The 14,408-nt window shown below is 59.0% G+C and carries 13 protein-coding genes and 1 rRNA gene; 5 read left to right on the top strand and 9 right to left on the bottom strand.

Translation table 11 applies throughout. The features are described 5' to 3' along the window. Window positions 1-44: 44 nt before the first annotated feature. On the bottom strand, window positions 45-455 hold the full coding sequence (locus ABIB44_RS20200) for a hypothetical protein (RefSeq protein WP_354586493.1): 411 nt from the start codon (window positions 453-455) through the stop codon (window positions 45-47). After that, window positions 452-970, bottom strand: a complete 519-nt coding sequence (locus ABIB44_RS20195) for a D-glycero-alpha-D-manno-heptose-1,7-bisphosphate 7-phosphatase (protein ID WP_354586492.1) — start codon at window positions 968-970, stop codon at window positions 452-454. The genes ABIB44_RS20200 and ABIB44_RS20195 overlap by 4 nt, the downstream gene beginning before the upstream one ends. 73 nt (window positions 971-1,043) lie before the next feature. On the opposite strand from ABIB44_RS20195, the gene hemG reads away from it, so the two are divergent. Both hemG and ABIB44_RS20185 read left to right on the top strand, forming a co-directional pair. Then, window positions 1,044-2,384, top strand: coding sequence for a protoporphyrinogen oxidase (gene hemG / locus ABIB44_RS20190; RefSeq protein ID WP_354586491.1), 1,341 nt, complete (start codon window positions 1,044-1,046; stop codon window positions 2,382-2,384). Window positions 2,385-2,508: 124 nt separating this feature from the next. Then, complete coding sequence (locus ABIB44_RS20185; RefSeq protein WP_354586490.1) at window positions 2,509-3,246, top strand: polyprenol monophosphomannose synthase; 738 nt, start codon at window positions 2,509-2,511, stop codon at window positions 3,244-3,246. A gap of 123 nt (window positions 3,247-3,369) precedes the next feature. Here the strand turns inward: ABIB44_RS20185 and ABIB44_RS20180 are convergent, their stop codons facing one another. After that, entirely contained in the window at window positions 3,370-5,490 is a 2,121-nt protein-coding gene (locus ABIB44_RS20180) for a transglycosylase domain-containing protein (protein ID WP_354586489.1), read from the bottom strand. Between the two features lie 206 nt (window positions 5,491-5,696). Here ABIB44_RS20180 and purB point away from each other — a divergent pair, with 206 nt between their 5' ends. The 3 genes from purB to ABIB44_RS20165 all read left to right on the top strand — a co-directional run bounded on the left by purB (window position 5,697) and on the right by ABIB44_RS20165 (window position 8,782). After that, the gene (gene purB / locus ABIB44_RS20175) at window positions 5,697-7,037 is read left to right on the top strand and encodes an adenylosuccinate lyase (protein ID WP_354586488.1); all 1,341 of its coding nucleotides are present in this window, start codon (window positions 5,697-5,699) and stop codon (window positions 7,035-7,037) included. 38 nt (window positions 7,038-7,075) lie between these two features. After that, window positions 7,076-7,573 carry a DUF6252 domain-containing protein gene (locus tag ABIB44_RS20170; RefSeq protein WP_354586487.1) on the top strand — a complete coding sequence of 166 codons (498 nt, stop codon included), beginning with the start codon at window positions 7,076-7,078 and terminating at the stop codon, window positions 7,571-7,573. A gap of 105 nt (window positions 7,574-7,678) precedes the next feature. Continuing rightward, window positions 7,679-8,782: a glycosyltransferase family 9 protein gene (locus tag ABIB44_RS20165; protein WP_354586486.1), complete on the top strand. Its 1,104-nt coding sequence runs from the start codon at window positions 7,679-7,681 to the stop codon at window positions 8,780-8,782. Between the two features lie 37 nt (window positions 8,783-8,819). Here ABIB44_RS20165 and ABIB44_RS20160 read toward each other — a convergent pair whose 3' ends face one another. From ABIB44_RS20160 to rrf, 6 genes are all read right to left on the bottom strand, one after another. After that, window positions 8,820-9,956: a glycosyltransferase gene (locus tag ABIB44_RS20160; protein ID WP_354586485.1), complete on the bottom strand. Its 1,137-nt coding sequence runs from the start codon at window positions 9,954-9,956 to the stop codon at window positions 8,820-8,822. Window positions 9,957-9,963: 7 nt separating this feature from the next. Further along, window positions 9,964-10,956 (bottom strand): glycosyltransferase family 2 protein, encoded by a 993-nt coding sequence (locus ABIB44_RS20155; protein ID WP_354586484.1) that lies wholly within the window; start codon window positions 10,954-10,956, stop codon window positions 9,964-9,966. Continuing rightward, window positions 10,934-11,458, bottom strand: coding sequence for a DUF4199 domain-containing protein (locus ABIB44_RS20150; RefSeq protein ID WP_354586483.1), 525 nt, complete (start codon window positions 11,456-11,458; stop codon window positions 10,934-10,936). Before ABIB44_RS20150 ends, ABIB44_RS20155 begins: the two co-directional genes overlap by 23 nt. A gap of 51 nt (window positions 11,459-11,509) precedes the next feature. Next, window positions 11,510-12,067 (bottom strand): DUF4199 domain-containing protein, encoded by a 558-nt coding sequence (locus ABIB44_RS20145; protein ID WP_354586482.1) that lies wholly within the window; start codon window positions 12,065-12,067, stop codon window positions 11,510-11,512. A 76-nt stretch (window positions 12,068-12,143) separates the two neighbouring features. Further along, the gene (locus ABIB44_RS20140; protein WP_354586481.1) at window positions 12,144-14,204 is read right to left on the bottom strand and encodes a BatA domain-containing protein; all 2,061 of its coding nucleotides are present in this window, start codon (window positions 14,202-14,204) and stop codon (window positions 12,144-12,146) included. Window positions 14,205-14,312: 108 nt separating this feature from the next. Beyond that, window positions 14,313-14,408, bottom strand: a 5S ribosomal RNA gene (rrf, locus tag ABIB44_RS20135); the annotation flags it as partial.

The raw sequence follows: 14,408 nt of genomic DNA, 5'->3' as shown, positions 1-14,408 counted from the left end.
TCGCAAGCTCAGGATGACAGACTTTTTGATTATCTAAACAGCTTCTATGGTCTCTTAATTTGGTAGCGCCTGATTAGCCCCGTTTTATCGGCCGCACTCGGACTGAAAACCGACACCTCTATGTAAGCCGGAAACCGACGGTATAAGGTGATGTGCTCGCTGCCCGCCGCCTTCACCACCGAATCGCCGACCTGAATATATTGCTGCCCAGCGGCGGTCAGAGCCAGCGCCGGGGTTTCGCCGGTGGCCAGCTTTATCTTTTGAATACCTCGGGAATTGGACAGGATTTTCTCCACGCGGCCAGCTAGCAGCAGGGCTTTGTAGCGTTCAATTTCGCGCTTGCTGTTGGCCGTAGTGTTAAAATAAAAAATCAGCTGCCCGATGATGACGCACACCATCAAAAACACAGTATTGCGGTTTCTGGCTATCCAACCCGGCTTTTCGTCCTTGCTCATTGGCTCAAGATAAGCGCCGTGGCCGCCCGCAAGTCCGCAACGTGGGGCGCGAAACCTTCCGTATTTCCCTCCTCCCCCACCAGAATACCGCGCACGCCAATGTTGGCCCCGGCTTGCATATCCCGCAGCCGGTCGCCCACTATCCAGCACTGCGCTATATCCAGCCCAAACCGCGCCACGGCTTTTTCCAGCATGCCGGAACTGGGCTTGCGCAGAATGGATTCGCTCACGCTCGGGTGCGCGTCGGCGAAATACAGTGCGTCGATGATGCCGCCGCAGGTACTTTGCAGCTTGGCGTGACAGGCGCGCACCTCAGCGGCAGTGTAAAGCTTTTTGGCGATGCCAGCCTGGTTGGTAACCACGATGAGGTAGTAGCCGGCCGCTTTGAGGCGAGCCAGGCTTTCGGGCACGCCCTCGCAGATGATAAATTTATCGGGCTCCCACACGTAGGCACCAATTTCTTCATTGAGCACGCCGTCGCGGTCGAGAAAAATGGCTTTGTTGTTTGTTGACATAGCGGCAAAGCTACGGGCGAACCCGCCCGGTGCGGCCGCTACCTTTACAGCCCTCTCTTTGCGCTTCCAGACTATGAAAATTGCGATTATCGGCGGCGGCATCAGCGGCCTTACCCTGGCCTGGTACCTACAAAAAAGCGGCGTGGCTTACGACCTGTTTGAGGCTGACACCCGCGCCGGCGGCAATCTGCGCACCTGGGCCACGCCGGAAGGCTACCTGCTCGAAACCGGTCCCAACTCCCTCCAACTCAGCCCTGAGTTGGAGGAGCTGCTCGCCGACCTCGGCCTGAGCGACCAGATTGAAGACGCCGCCGCCGTGAGCCAGCTCCGCTACGTGCTGCGCGATGGCCGCTACCAAGCCCTGCCCGGCTCGCCCCCCGCCCTGCTCACCAGCAGCTTCTTCAGCCTGAAAGCCAAGTGGCAGCTACTGAAAGAATTCCGCCAGCCTGCCGTCCTCATCGACGAGTATGAAACCGTGGCGCACTTTTTCCGTCGCCGCTTCGGCCCCGAAATCGTGGACTACGCCGTCAATCCCTTCATGGCCGGCATCTACGCAGGCGACCCGGAGCAGCTCTTAATCAATAAGACCTTTAAGCAGCTGCCGGCCCTGGAGCAGGCGCACGGCTCGGTGCTGCGCGGCCTGATGAAAGCCGGCAAGGGCGCGGGCCGCCGCCGCATCATCACCCTCAAAAGCGGGGTGCAGACTATCGCCGAAACGCTGGCCGCCAAACTCACCAACTACCAGCCGGGCACCGCCGTTTCAGCCATTTCGCGGGCCGCCGATGGCAGCTACCAGCTGGAGCTTAGCAGCGCGCGCGGCCTCGAAGCGGCCCCCGGTTACTCGCACCTGGCCCTGGCCCTGCCCACCTACGCCGCCGCGCCGCTGCTGGAGCCACTGTTTCCGGCCGCAGCCGCGGCACTAGCCGCCGTGCATTACCCGCCCATGAGCGCCGTGTACTCGGCCTACGACCGCAGTGCCGTCACACACCCGCTCAACGGGTTCGGGGCGTTGCATCCGAAGGCGGAAAACGCTTACGCGGCCGGCTCGGTCTGGACCAGCTCCATCTACCCGCAGCGCGTGCCTGCGGGCCAGGTGCTGTTCACCACCTTCGTGGGTGGCACGCAGTACGAAGCTGCCGCCCGGCAGCCCGAGGCCGCGCAACTGGCCGCCGTGCACGCCGAGCTGAGCAAATTCTACGGCATCAGTGGTGCACCGCGCTGGCAGGGGCGCTACTACTGGCCGCGCAGCATTCCGCAATTCGACCAAGCCATTGTGGGCGCGCACGCGGCCGCCGACACCCTGGCCGCCGCGCACGTGCTGGCCGTGGCCAACTGGCGCGCTGGCGTGAGCGTGCCTGACTGCATCCGCTACGCCCGAAACACGGCCGAAATGCTACGCGCAATGAAGCGTTAGCAGTGCAGGGAAGCGGGGCTATTACTACCGATTATTCATTGTCCCCTGCTCACTGCTCATTAAGCGCAGCGTTGTGTGCAGCTTCGGGAGGGTAAAGCCTATCTTTGGGGCCAATTTAGAAGCTATGAGTGAAGGCCTCGTCCTAATCCCCACGTACAACGAGCGCGAAAATGCGGAACTAATTATCCGCAAGGTGATGTCGCTGCCGCGGGCCTTCGACGTACTGATTATCGACGACGGCTCGCCCGACGGCACCGCTACCATTGTGCGAGGCTTGCAGGCAATATTTCCGGGCCGGCTGTTTCTGGAGGAGCGCACGGGCAAGCAGGGCTTGGGCACGGCCTACATCCACGGCTTCCGCTGGGCGCTGGCTCACGACTACGAGTACGTGTTTGAGATGGATGCCGACTTCTCGCACAACCCCGACGACCTGCTGCGCCTACACGATGCCTGCGCCGTGGAGGGCTACGACCTGGCCATCGGCTCGCGCTACATTCAGGGCGTGAACGTGGTGAACTGGCCCATGTCGCGGGTCCTGATGTCGTACTTCGCCTCCTGGTACGTGCGCCTGATTACGGGCATGCCCATCCGCGACGCCACGGCGGGCTTCAAGTGCTACACGGCCCGCGTGCTGCGCGCCCTCGACCTGAACAACATCCGCTTCGTGGGCTACGCGTTTCAGATTGAGATGAAGTGGCTGGCCTACCAGTTGGGCTTTCGCATCCAGGAGGTACCCATCATTTTCACCGACCGCACCCGGGGCACCTCTAAAATGAGCAAGGGCATCGTGGAAGAGGCCTTCTTCGGCGTGCTGCAAATGAAGCTCAGCAGCTGGTTTAGCCCGCTGAAGCGGGCGGTGTAGGCAGCTGAGTTGCGATTCTAAGGAACGCCATGCTCATCTGGCGTCCGCGCAGCCGAAGCATCTTTACCGCCATAGTGAATGGAGTATTAATGCGGTAAAAGGCTTCGCTTTGTACAACCGTTCTTACTTCGGGGGCTTGGCGGGAGCTGGCTCCGAGGTTCCCGAATTCACCCCGGCATCCGGAGTAGCGCCGGTGTTCAGCAGGTCAATCAGGTTCAGGGGTTCAAAGTCGCTCGAATCGGCCTGCTGCACGGCACGCGTAGTATCGGGGCGGGGAGCGAAGGCCATGTACTGTCGCGCCGGCCCGGTGAGGTGCAGGGCGTACGGCAGGTTTTCGCGGTCGTTGTTGCTGATGAGGCCGCGCGTGAGCATGATATCAGAAATCAGGCGGAAGAAGTAGCGCGTGCTGCGGCGCAGGTCGCCGTAGGCATCGAACGAATAGCGCGCGAATTTGGGCTTGGGGATGATGCTGGCCAGGTACAGGCTCTCGGGTAGGTTCAGCTCGTTGGGCCGCTTGCCGTAGTAGAACAGGGCGGCGTCCTTCACGCCGTACACCCCGCGCTTGCCGCTGGGCCAGCGGTATTTGCTCGGCCCCCATTCGATGATGTTCAGGTACACCTCAAACATGCGCTGCTTGCTGGCCAGGCCGGTATTTTCGATGAGCCACACCATCAGGGCCTCTTCCACTTTGCGGGCCACGGTTTTCTGACGGGTCAGGAACACGTTTTTCACCAACTGCATCGAAATGGTACTGCCACCCCGGGCAAAGCGCCGCTCCTTGATGTTCTGGATGGCCGACTTCACGAAAGCCTGCTCCATGAAGCCGTGGTGCGAGAAAAAGCGCGGGTCTTCGGCCGTGGTGATGGCGTGGATGAGGTAGGGCGACACGTCGTTGTAAGCTACAAAATCGGGGTTGATGGGCCCCACGGCGAAGGTGCGCACCGAGTCACCCTTGTCGTTATACACCGTTTGCAGGAAGGGCGTGTTCAGCTTGTTCAAATCCTCCTCACCGAAACGGGTAAGGTGGAAATTCCGGCCGCGCAGGCTCGAATCGAAGCGCAGGCTGTCGACGTTGGCCATATCGAGGTTGGCGCTGAGGCGATAGCGCAGCGTGCCGGTGCCCTGGGTACCGCGTATCTCATCAAAGATTCCGGTGGGCAACGAGTTGAAGAAGTCGTTGGCCGGGGTTTCGTCGGAGGTCACGCTCAGGTTGATGGCTTGGCTGGGCTTGGTCCAGATGGCGATTTCAGGGTTGAGCACAATTTTATTCACCACCAGTCGGCTGCCCTTTTCCAGTGCCACCGTGCCCCGGCCCAGCGTGGCGATAAAGTCGAGCGAGCCGCGCTTCACTTCAATTTCGTTGGCGGCCAGCTTGGGGTGATAGAGGCTGAAGCCCCGCGCCGCCAGCGAGCCCCGCACCGTGAGGCGGCCACCGGTGTCATCGTCCTCGAAATCCTTGCCGTCGAGCCGCACCAGCACCGTATCGAAACTCACCAGCGCCCCAAAGCGGCGCGGCACGTAGGGCAGCTGCACCGAACCGCCCACCCCAAACACCCGTGCCGTGAGGGAATAATCGCCCGGCTCAATGTGTCCGCTGATGCCCAGCTTATTAGCCAACGAATCGACGGTGGCCGTCATGCGGCCCGAAATGTCACCGTCCTGAATTTTCAGCTCGGGCAGCCGCAGCACGGCCGAGTGGCGCGGGCTCTCGTAGCTCACAAAAAAATTCTGGAAGCTGGCCTCGCCGGGCACGTTCCCAAAGGCCGTTTCCAGGGCCTGGTTCAGCAGCAGGCCGTAGTTGGTGCCTTTGGAATTATCGCGCGGCGCGGCGCTGGCTTTCTTCTTGATGAGGAAGCCGTAATTGTCGGATGTGGCCGTTTTACGGGCCGTGAGGCGGGCCGTGATAATCTGCAAATCGCTGAACACCGGCCGACCGGCAAACAGCGAGCGTACGCTTAGGCCGGCCTGCAAGCGGCGGGCAGCGAGCAGCGTATCCGTGGGCGCGGCACGGGGCACCAGGCTCATCCCCTGAATCTCGACGGTTTTAAAGCCGACAAACCGGGCCGGGCCCAGGGTGAGGATAACGGGATACTTGCGCTCAATTTTCTCTTTCACGAGGGCCAGGGCCGAGGTCAGCAGCTGCTGGCGCTTCCACTGAAACACGGCCAGAGCCAGGAGCACCACGGCCACGAGGCCGCTCAGAATGCCGATGAGAAGACGCTTGGTCGAAGGAGATATGCGCACGGAAATCAGTCAGGTATTTTGGCTTAGCCAACGCCAAAGGTAAGAAGAGGGTAGCGGGGTTTCGCTCGGAGTAACGCAAAAGTCCAAAAGGGAGTGCCATCGGCAGCCATACCGCGTGCATTGGGCCAGCCGAATTCCTGTATAGCGAAAAGCCTGTGAAAGGTTGCCGGCCACCCGAAAGGCGTGGCAGTTGGTACTTTTGCCCCATGCCCAGCCCCCTCCTCGCCCTCTCGCCCCTCGACGGGCGCTACGCCCGCGCCACCGCACCCTTGGCCGCCCGTTTCTCCGAAATGGCCCTCATCCGCTACCGCGTACTTGTCGAAGTCGAATACTTCATCGCTCTGGCCGAGTTGCCGCTGCCCCAGCTCGCGGGGGTATCAGCCGAACGTTTTCCGGCGCTAAGAAGCCTATATGAGAATTTCACCGAAACCGATGCTGAGGCCATCAAGGCCCACGAGGCCATCACCAACCACGATGTGAAGGCCGTGGAATACTGGCTGCGCGATGAGTTCACGAAGCTGGACCTGGGGGCCTTTATCGAATTCATTCATTTCGGCCTGACCTCGCAGGATGTGAACAACACCGCCATTCCGCTCAGCTTTCGGGATGCGCTGATGGGAGTGCTGCTGCCGGCCTATGCCCAGGTGCGCAACGTGCTGGCTGCCCGCGCTCAGGAGTGGCAGGCCGTACCCATGCTGGCCCGCACCCACGGCCAGCCGGCCTCGCCTACCCGCCTGGGCAAGGAAATTGAGGTGTTCGTGGCCCGGCTCGATGCGCAGGTGGCGCTGCTGGCTCAGATACCGTTCGGAGCCAAGTTTGGTGGGGCTACCGGCAACTTCAACGCCCACTTCGCTGCCTACCCTGGCACCGACTGGCACACCTTCGCCGCCACCTTCGTGAACGACCGGCTGGGCCTGCACCGCTCCTTCCCCACCACCCAGATTGAGCACTACGACCACCTCGCGGCCCATTGCGATGCCCTGAAGCGCCTCAACACCATTCTGCTCGACCTGGCCCGCGACGTGTGGCAATATATCTCGCTGGGCTACTTCAAGCAAACCATCAAGGCCGGGGAGGTGGGCTCGTCGGCCATGCCGCACAAGGTCAACCCCATCGATTTTGAGAATGCTGAGGGTAACTTGGGCGTGGCCAACGCTCTGCTGGAGCACTTTGCCGCCAAGCTGCCCATCTCCCGCCTCCAGCGCGACCTCACTGACTCCACCGTGCTCCGCAACCTGGGCGTACCGCTCGGCCACATCCTGATTGCGTTGGGGGCTTTGCAGCGCGGGCTGGGCAAGCTGGCGCTGGATGAGTCGACGCTGAAACGCGACCTCGAAGCCAACTGGGCCGTGGTGGCCGAAGGCATCCAAACCATCCTCCGCCGCGAGGCCTACCCCGACCCCTACAACGCCCTCAAAGCCCTTACCCGCACCGGCGAGGCCATTTCGGCGGCCAGCATCGGGGCCTTTATTGATGGGCTGGACGTAAGCGAGCCCGTGAAAACCGAGCTACGCGGCATCACGCCGCATAGCTACGTGGGGCGCTGAGCAGCTTTTCACCCATTTTTCCTTTCCTTCTATTATCCATGAACCTGACTACCATCCGCCCCTTTGGCCTCGCTACCGGCGCGCTGGCCCTCACGGTGCTCGCCGCCTGCTCCTCCAACATAAAAGACGACCCCAAGCCCCCGACAACCGGCATGAGCTGGACGGTGGATGGGGCAGCTGTGAGCACCACCAACCTGCAATCGCAGAAAAGCAGCACCACGGTTTCGGTCGCGGGCACGATTACCAACGGCTCGGCGGTTACTTACATGGGCCTGGAAGTTCCGAATGTCGTGGGTACGCACACGTTCGGGACTTCGTCGGCCGCGGCGGCCACTTACAGCACCAATACCGGCAGCACGGCGGCCGTGTACTTCGCCGGGGCTTCGGGTGGCGGCACCGTCACGGGCGCGGGCACCATCGTGGTCACGGCCCTCACTACTAACACCATTACGGGCTCGTTCACCTTCACGGGCATCAACCCAAATACCGGGGCATCCAAGTCAATTACCAGCGGCACCTTCAACGTAGGGCTGTAAAGAGCATCGAAGACTTACCAGACCGTCGGCGTTCTCTGGAGCGGCGACGGCTTTTTTGGGGCCGATGCTGCCTGTTACTTTTACCCTTTCAACTGCTCCCGCCCCGTGCCCCAGCTCGCCGATACCGTTGCTCACCCCGACTGCCGCCACTTTCGCGGCGACCTCCCCTGCCACCCTAACAAAACCCACGGCTACGTGTGCGACGGCTGCCCGGTGTATGTGCCCGTTACGAGCCGCATTCTCATCATAAAGCTCGGGGCCATTGGCGACGTCATTCGGACCACGCCCCTGCTGCGCCGCCTGCGTCAGGAGCACCCCGGCTGCTACATTACCTGGCTCACGCTCACACCCGCCATCCTGCCCCAGCGCGAGATTGAGGAAATTCTGAAGTTCGATTTCGCCAGCGCCCTGCAATTGCAGGGCCGCGAGTTCGACGTCGTCATCAATCTCGACAAGGAAAAAGAGGCTTGCGTGCTCCTGAACAACATCACGGCCAAGGAGAAATTTGGCTACGCCCTGCGCCCCTACGACGGCGTGGCCTGGCCCGTGAACCAGTTGGCCGAGCACAAATTCCTCACCGGCGTGTTCGACCAAATCAGCCAGGCGAACACCAAGCCCTACGTGCAGGAAATCTTCGAGCTCTGCGGCTTCGATTTTCGGGGCGAAGAATACGTCTTCGATACCCACGACGACAAAGGCTACGACTGGGCCGCCCTGCCCGCCGCCACTGGCCCCCGCATCGGCCTCAACACCGGCTGCGGCGACCGCTGGACCACCCGCCTCTGGAGTACCGAGAAGTGGATTGAGCTCATCACCGGCCTACAAGCCGCGGGCTACACGCCCGTGCTGCTAGGCGGCGAAGCCGAAGATGCCCGCAACCGTGAGCTGCACGCCACCACCGGCGCGGCCTACCTCGGCACCTTCCCCCTCCCCCAGTTCATCAACCTGATGAACCAAATGGACGGCATCGTAACGCAGGTAACCATGGGCATGCACATCAGTATCGCCCTGCGCAAGCCTACTATTTTGATGAATAACATCTTCAACTCTCACGAATTCGACCTCTACGGTCGGGGTCAAATCGTGCAGCCAAATAAGAACTGCGTCTGCTTCTACCGGGGTAGCTGCCAGTTGGGTACAAGTTGCATGGAAGATTTGCCGGCGGCCAAGGTGCTGCAAGCTGTGCGCGAAAGCGTACCATTGTTGTAGCTGTTGGCCCCGGCTTTTTTCGCGAAATGGGCCGCAGCTAACGGCTTCGTGTAGCCACCTCTTTCAGCGCCGCCACCATTACGGGCCACGAGAACTGCTTTTTCTGCTCGCGCACCCCCGCCGCAAAAGCTTGTTCGCGCTGCTGCTCATAGAAATCGACTACCGCGTCGGCAATGGCGGCCGGCGTAGGCGGCACCACGTAGCCCACCACCCCGGCCGGAATCAGCTCGGCCAGGCCACCCACATTCGTCACCAGCATGGGCCGCTCGAAATGATAAGCTATTTGCGATACGCCACTTTGCGTAGCGTTTTTATAAGGCTGCAGAATTAAATCGGCCGCGCAGAAATAGTCTACTACTTTTTCATTCGGAATAAAATCTGTGGCCCGCACAATCCGACTTTCCAGCTGGTAGCGCCGAATTAATTCCTCATACGGCGCGGCATCTTCGTAAAACTCCCCGGCAATAATCAGCTTAATGGGCAGCACCGCCACGCGCGCATCGGCCCAGGCTTCAAGCAGTATATCGAGCCCCTTATACGCCCGGATAAACCCAAAAAACAGTACGTAGCCCGCCGTATCGGACAGGCTCAAAGCGGCCAGTGCCTCGGCTTTCGGCTTCATCGGCCCGAAATTATCGTAGAGCGGGTGTGGCCGATACAGCGCCGGCTTATGCCCAAAGCCCAGCCCGCGCAGGTCCTCCAGCACGCTGCGGCTCATGGTCACAAACCCGTCGCAGGCGCTCAGAAAGTAGCGCGTTAGCGGCCCATCGCCCGGCCGCTTCTCGTGCGGAACCACGTTGTCGGTGATGGCCACCACGCGGGTATGGCCGTTGCGGCTAGCCAGCCGCGCCACCGTGCCCAGCGCCGGTCCCATAAATGGCAGCCAGAATCGAAAAACCACCAAATCGGGCCGCTCGCGCCGCAACTTGCGCCCCACCGCCAGCCACGAGAACGGGTTTACCGAGTTCAGGCGCACTTCTATATCAAGGTCGGCCGGGCCGGCCTCGGTGCTGAATTGCGTCTGGCCCGGGAATAGGAAGTTGGGGTATTGCAACGAAAACGTCACAATCCGGACCTCGTCACCGGCCTCGCGAAAGGCGCGGGCCAACCGCTCGTTGTAGGTCGCCAGCCCGCCGCGCAACGGGTAGGCCGGGCCGATAATTACAACCTTCATAAATAAGCTAATTCAACCTTTCTCTAATTAAATAATCATCACGCTTCGGACCGTTTAACTGAATCATTTCGCCCAGAAATCCCGCTACAAATAGTAGAACACCCACAATTACCGCCGTCAAAGCCAGAAAAAACAACGGCTGTTCCGTTACTTGCCGCGCCTTCATATTATGCAGCGAGAGCCATACTTTTTCGCCCGTCAGCCACAGCGTAATCAGTAAGCCCAACAAAAATGACAGGGTGCCCAGCGTGCCAAAAAAATGCATTGGCGCACGCCGGAACCGGCCCACAAACGTGATGCTCAGCAAATCGAGAAACCCAAAAATGAACCGCTCCAGTCCAAACTTGGTCACGCCATATTTGCGTTCTTGATGCTGCACCACCTTCTCACCAATTTTGCGGAAGCCATTCCACTTCGCAATCACCGGAATGTAGCGGTGCATCTCACCGTACACCTCAATGCTTTTCACCACGCGCGAGTCGTACGCTTTCAGCCCGCAATTGAAATCGTGCAGTTGAATTCCCGACATTGCCCGCGTAGCCCCATTGAACAGCTTGGTCGGAATGGTCTTCGAAAGTGGGTCGTAGCGTTTCTGCTTCCAGCCGCTCACCAAGTCATACTCGTCCTCCACAATCATGCGGTACAGCTCGGGCAGTTCCTCGGGCGAGTCCTGCAGGTCGGCATCCATGGTGCACACCACCCGGCCCCGTGCCGCTTCAAAGCCCACGTTCAGCGCCGCCGACTTGCCGTAGTTGCGGTTGAAGCGGATGCCGCGCAGCGTGTCATCGGTGGCCGCCAGGGCCTCCATCACCGCCCACGAGTCGTCGGTCGAGCCATCATCAATCAGAATCACCTCGTACGTCAGCCCATGCGCTTCGAGCACCCGCGCAATCCAGCGCGTGAGTTCAGGCAAGGATTCGGCTTCGTTGAGTAGCGGAATAACAATGGAAATTTCCACCGGAAAAGCAGCGACGGACTTATTCAAATTCGGGTTGGGCATTTTTGATGAACGCCGAGATAACCATCGCCAGAACAACGCCCACCAGCACCGTACCCAGCACGGCAGCTATCAGCGTGAAAGGACCATTCATAAATTTTGCCGACATGGCCATCGCCTGGTCAATCTGTTCGTCCGTCATGCCACCCCGGGCCTCCATATCAGCCCGGATTTTTTCCGTCATCCGGCCCACCACTTCGGGGTCGATGAAGCTCATATATACATAGGAAAAAATTCCTGTCAGCACCCCAACAACCGCCGATAGCACCGCGCCAATACCCACTCCTTGGCCAAAGCTCATAAAACCCTGATTATTTTGCTTGAAGTATTTCATCGCCAGCACCATTCCAGCAATAAGCACCGCAAACGTCGCGTAACGTAACGGACTAGTTTCCTGGTGCGCCACAAATAAGCCAAACGAAATAATAATGCTGACCAAGCCGGTGAGCAAGCCATAGCGCAGGCCTACCGAAGTAGTCGAAACAGACGTAGTATTACTTTCCATTGTAGTTGCAGAAATTGGTTTAGGTAAAGATGAGCCGCAAAGTAACCCGAATTATTCGCGCAGAAATATCCCGGCCGGCACGGCCAGGACCAATCCCAGCACCAGTACCTGCAAAAAATTGCTCGTCGCCATGTCGCCCATTGTCATGCGTTGCACCTGCGCTACTTGCTGCTGCTGCACGGCGGGCGATGCCACCGCCTTGGGGTTTTCGCGCTGTTGCGCCCGCACAATTTCAAGCACTTCGGCCCGGTGCCGCGCCAATGCCGGCTCACCCGCGCCATACGCCAGCCCCACTACCCCAATAGCAGAAATGGTTGCGGCCAGCAGCGCCGTGAGGATACCTACTCCCAGCGACGCTCCCAATCCGGGTTTGTTTGGTTGCGAAGCCTTGCGCAGCAGCCATTGGCTCGCCACCGCTGCCAACGGCACCAGCAGCTGAGCCAATAGCTGCTTCGGCCCAAAACCGTTGCTTCCAGTCAGCTGCAAGCCAACCATCCACACCACGCAAGCTGCTCCAGCACCTATTCCGAAGCGCAGCGCCAGCTGTTTCACCGCTCCCGTGGGCACTTGCACTTCGCGGGTATCGGGTTCTCGGATGGAGGCAGCCATAAAATTGTATCACCAATTAAAGCGGCAAGTTACGCCCTAGAAGTCGTGGCCAGCCCTGTTCGTGCGTGTTTGCGCGTTACGCCGCCACTGCTGCCCGCCCCATTTTGGCCGGGCGGCCGCCAAACCGCAGTACTAGCCCTTCGGCCAGCAACGCCAGCAGCGTCAGCGCCAAAAAGTAGCGCCACAGCGGTTGCCCTATCTGTTCTGCCTGGAACTGGGCCAGGCCAGCGCCATTCGCCCCACCTTCCACCACCTTAACATTGGGATGGCTTGCCCCAATCAATTGCCGCAACTCATCGGCTGAATACGCTGCCAGTTCCGACTCACGCTTGTCTTGGTTGAACGCCAGCGTCGTCAGTACCTTGCCTCCGCGCTGCACTTGGTAAAAGCCCGCCGCATCCATACCAGTTGGCAAATCCAGGCGCAATTCATTAGTTACCACTCGCTGCGCCGGAATCAGCACCAGACTATCCTTCACCAGTCGAATGCTGGCTTCATCGGCCCGGCCAGCCGCACTACTTGCTGTTTCTGCCGCTGGCAGCTTCAGCGTTACCAAGCTTTGCGTCAATCGGTAGGCGGGTAATTGGTCGTTTTGGTAACTCAGCATTGCCATCCGGTACATGACCGGCACAAACAATGCATGCGAAACAAAATCGGAATATTGTTGGGAAAAAGGGGCTGAAAATACATATACCTGTCCTGCTCCACTCGCAAAATTGGCAAGGTAGCTTTCCCCATCCCGCAACCGCAAGATGTCTGTTCCCGTGCGCGGCCACCGCAACACTGGGGCTACCCGAGGCATGCTAGTTCCACGTTGCTGCGCCCCAAACACATCCCGAAAAAACGGTTCTCGAGCACTCGGCATAGCTATTTCACGCAGCTCCGGCACCGTTGCAGTGGCCTCCCACTGCACCGTTCCCAAGCCGAGGGCTTTGAACAATAGTTGGTATGAATCGTGACTGTCATTTGTGCTTGGTGGTATCACTACCACACTTCCACCGCGCTTCACCACACTGCGCAAGCCATCCCGTAACCCGGCGTCAACCTGCTTCAGTTCACGCACCACCACCAGGTTAGCTCGTTGCAAGACGCCATAGTCCACATTCTGCGGCTTCGCATGAGCATAAATAAACAACGGCTCATTACCATACAATTGCTGCGCCACGGGCTCAGCACCAATTTCCAGCACCCGAATAGCCGCCGCCGGTTGTAGGGTAAAATAATAAGTGTTGTCGAATGCGACTGGCACGTCTTCCGTCATCACCCGCCCCATTGCCAGCGCGTTGTCCGTTACCTGTACCTGCACCACCGAAGTAGCCGCTTGCCCCGGTTCCACCGTCGCCCGGTATGCAGCCACCTGCCGCGCCCCCAAAAACACCTTCACCGGTGAGTCAGTCAGTTTGACATTACCCCCATTACGCACGCGAATGTGCAGTCCCACATTCGTACGGGCGCGCACAAAGGCATCATCTAACCATACGCTATCAACATATAAATTCCCCCCTCCCTTATTTCTTAAGGGAACCAGAACCACTTCACTATTTTTCATTTCTGTTAATGTCTTTACATCAACAGCTTTTTTTTGGAAGTCCGAAATGACATACAATGTATTACTATCATCAGACTGTGCAATAGCTTCCTTTTTAAGCATTGAAATCGGATTCCGGGAAGTCATTTTCAATTCGTCAAGCGCCGTTTGATAAGCAGATGACGATAGCGAAACAATTCCATTATTTATCAGCCGGAAATGTCCTCCTATCGAACTCGACTGACCGATACGATGAGCTTGCCCTACCGCTTCTGCGAACAAAGACGTCTTACCAGTCCCCCCTGCTTGCATACTGAAGGAATTATCCACTAAAACAGTCATTCCAGTCGAAGCCCTAACATCCTTCCGCGCCGGGACAAACGGTTGGCAAAACACCAATACCAAAGCCATCATCCCAAGTACACGCGTCGCCAAAAGTAGCCACCGCTGCACATTGCGGTGCCGAACCGTCACTAAATTCACCTGCTGTATAAAGGCCGTATTCGTAAACAGCAATCGCTTAGGGCGCCGCAGCTGCAACAAATGAATAATAACCGGAATGGCAATCGCCAACAACCCAACCAAAAACCACGGATATCTTAATTGCATAAGTAAATCAACGACTAAAGAACGAGAGTCAGGGCTTTTGGGGCCTTATCACAAGCAAAAACCCTCTTAGCTGCTGATGAAAGCATCCAAGAGGGTTTCCTGTTGTAAAGTTGGCGGCGACCGACTCTCCCACCGGTGAAGGCAGTACCATAGGCGCACCGGGGCTTAACGACTCTGTTCGGAATGGGAAGAGGTGAACACCCG

It is taken from the genome of Hymenobacter sp. UYCo722 (assembly GCF_040547115.1).
Classification (GTDB): domain Bacteria; phylum Bacteroidota; class Bacteroidia; order Cytophagales; family Hymenobacteraceae; genus Hymenobacter.
The sequence above is the reverse complement of the archived record's forward strand: the minus strand, read 5'-3'. Positions and strand labels throughout refer to the sequence as shown.